The organism is Porcipelethomonas ammoniilytica (genome assembly GCF_025567485.1).
In the GTDB taxonomy this organism is placed as follows: domain Bacteria; phylum Bacillota; class Clostridia; order Oscillospirales; family Ruminococcaceae; genus Porcipelethomonas; species Porcipelethomonas ammoniilytica.
In genome coordinates this window covers 1-2,756 of sequence record NZ_JAOQKH010000056.1, presented here as the reverse complement: position 1 = coordinate 2,756, position 2,756 = coordinate 1, and the positions used below count along the sequence as shown (strand labels likewise).

At 33.1% G+C, this 2,756-nt stretch carries 3 protein-coding genes; all 3 read left to right on the top strand.

What is annotated here, in order from left to right; translation table 11 throughout:
• Window positions 1-159 precede the first annotated feature (159 nt).
• Complete coding sequence (locus tag OCV67_RS13075; RefSeq protein WP_147644375.1) at window positions 160-891, top strand: LytR/AlgR family response regulator transcription factor; 732 nt, start codon at window positions 160-162, stop codon at window positions 889-891.
• Window positions 888-2,189 carry a sensor histidine kinase gene (locus tag OCV67_RS13070; RefSeq protein WP_147644374.1) on the top strand — a complete coding sequence of 434 codons (1,302 nt, stop codon included), beginning with the start codon at window positions 888-890 and terminating at the stop codon, window positions 2,187-2,189. The genes OCV67_RS13075 and OCV67_RS13070 overlap by 4 nt, the downstream gene beginning before the upstream one ends.
• A gap of 145 nt (window positions 2,190-2,334) precedes the next feature.
• A complete protein-coding gene (locus tag OCV67_RS13065; protein WP_147644373.1) occupies window positions 2,335-2,478 on the top strand; it encodes a cyclic lactone autoinducer peptide in 144 nt (47 codons plus the stop codon).
• Window positions 2,479-2,756: the final 278 nt, after the last annotated feature.

Below are 2,756 nucleotides of genomic sequence, written 5' to 3'. Positions count from 1 at the left end.
AATTGACGGAATTGACGAAAAAATAGAATCGCCTTTTATCTTATTATATCATAAAAATTATCAGATATTCGATAGGAAAAGCTTTGATTTGGTTGAAAATTCCTGTATTTTGTGATAAAATATACTTAACACAAATGAAAGGGATTGGCGGTGTTTTTTATGATTAAAATTGCGATTGTGGATGATGATAAATTCTTTGTGTCAGAATATCAGAAGGAATTAAAGAAATTATTTAATAAGTATGAAGTTGAATGTGAGATTGATACATATACCGATGCATTTTATTTTCGAGGAATACAACATGATAAAAAATACAATTTGATTTTCCTTGATATTGATATGCCTGAAATAACCGGGATTAATTTAGCAGACGAAATAAGAAAAATAAATCTAAGCGTAACATTGGTATTTGTATCAAATCATGATAATTTTGTTTTTGAAACATTCCGTTATGCGGCATATCGTTTTATCAGAAAAGATAAGTTAAAAGACGATACTGAAGAAATGGCTGCATCGTATTGTCAGGAGCAAAAAATGAAATCAAGCCAGATGACTTTTGACTTGGAATGTAAGCAAAAAGTAACTGAAAATTTATTTCAGATCTGGTATTTTTACGCATCCAGACACGATATATTTTATGTAAAAGAAAATAAGGCTACAAGCCGCCTTAATACGCATACTTACACAATAGATTCATTGGAGTCCATATTGAATCAATATGGATATATTCGTATTCACCGTACATTTTTAGTGAATTGTGAATATATTTATGAACTGAGAAATGATTCTGTAATTTTAAAAGACGGACAATCGCTGACAATGAGCAGAGGAAGAATCGACGTTGTTAAAAAAGCATATCAGAAGATGGTAAGAGAAAGAGGAAAAATATGATTTGTATGATTGCTGAAATAATTGCCGTACTGGCAGAGAGTTATCTTGCTGCACATTTATTGATACAATATTTTGGTATGAAGGAAGAACGCCTGTTTTGGCTGAAACATATATTATTTTTTGTCCTATTATCAATATCTGATCTTTTAGGGACATTTGTAATTAAAAATGAAACCTTTTTAGTATTAAGCTGCTTATCAATCGAGGTAACACTTGCTGTAATATTTTTAAAAGGAAACTATTTCGAAAAGATTTTTGTGTCTATAACAAGCTACATATTGGTTTATTGCATTAATTTCCCGACGCTTGCATTAATAAGTAAAATTTCAAATTTAGATATTTCAGAGCTTACGGTATCGGAGAGTATAAGCCGCATAGTATGTTTGTTTATTACAAAATTGCTGTATTTTGCTGCAATACAATTTATCTTATGGATACGTAAGAAAGAAAAATACTACTTCAATTTGAATGAATGGATAATTATTGTTTCCGTTTTTTTAATGACCTTACTTATCGGGCTTGCAATGTATATAATTATCATAAACGAAGGAATCAGCGATTATATTTATCTTGCGTCAACTCTTTTATTATCTGCATTGGATATAATTATTTTTGTATTTATGAGAAAAATGAACATTTCAAGCAAAAAGGAACGAGAAAAAGAATTACTGCAGGTTCAGCTTGCACAGCAGCAAAATGAAATGCGGCAATTAGAGCAGCAGTACCAGGAAATATCCGTACTCAGACATGATTTCAGAAACAGCATTGATTGCATTGCAAGAATGATTCAACAGAATAAACAGGAAGATGCTTTAAACTATGCAGAGCAATTAAAGAAAAGAAAAATCGGAAAATTGCAGACCCATATTGAATGCTCCAGTTCTGTAATGAATGCGGTCATTAACTCAAAATTCAGCGACGCTCAGGAATATGGTATTGAAACTTCTTTCAGAATGGTAGTGCAAATTCCGGAAAATCTTGAATTTGATATAAGCATAATTTTATCGAATCTTCTGGATAATTCGATAGAAGCCTGCCGTCATAACGAAGTACCATCTCAAATTATTTTGGCAGTTTCAAAGTTTGGCGCATACTATCAGCTGCTAATAAAAAATACGATAGAGAATTCTGTTCTGCAGCATAATAAACATTTGAAAACGATTAAATCCGAAAAAAACGAACATGGATGGGGGTTAAAATCCATAAAGGATATTGTAGAAAAACATCAGGGAATGATGGATATTTATGAAGAAAACAATGAATTTTGTGTAAGCGTGCTGTTAAAAGAAGGCATATAATTGCATTTCGGGCACAAAATCTGCATTTGGGGTACAAAACATTGACTTATGCTATAATAAGCGGTAATATTTACTTAAAGCAATAAATAAGTAAATATTACTGCTTTTTATTGTAATAACCCATCATGAGAGAGGAAGTGAAAAGATGGAGAAGATGAAAAATACGATACTTAAGAAGCTTGCATCAGCAAGTAAGTTTGCAGCCGTAAAGGCGGCAGGTTCGACATCATGGGGCGGCTGTCATCAGCCGAAGGAGCCTGAAGCAGTAAGAAAGCTTCGCAAGTCCTGATTGACAGGCGAAAAATTTACAGACAACAATTAAGAGAATGCTGTCATAGCATAAAATTCTTTGATTCTAAGCATAAATTCAACATATGCATTCTCTTGATTAGTTATTCAGAAGGAGGAATTGTATGAACAAAAAACTAAGCAGGATAGTAGCCGGCGCACTGTCCGTCATGTTCGTAGGACAGGTAATGATCTACGGCGACGGCAGTTCCCAGGGTATCGCTCATGCGGAAACAATTGCCGGGATAAAGGAATCCCTGCAGCTTTCTGAAAATGCGG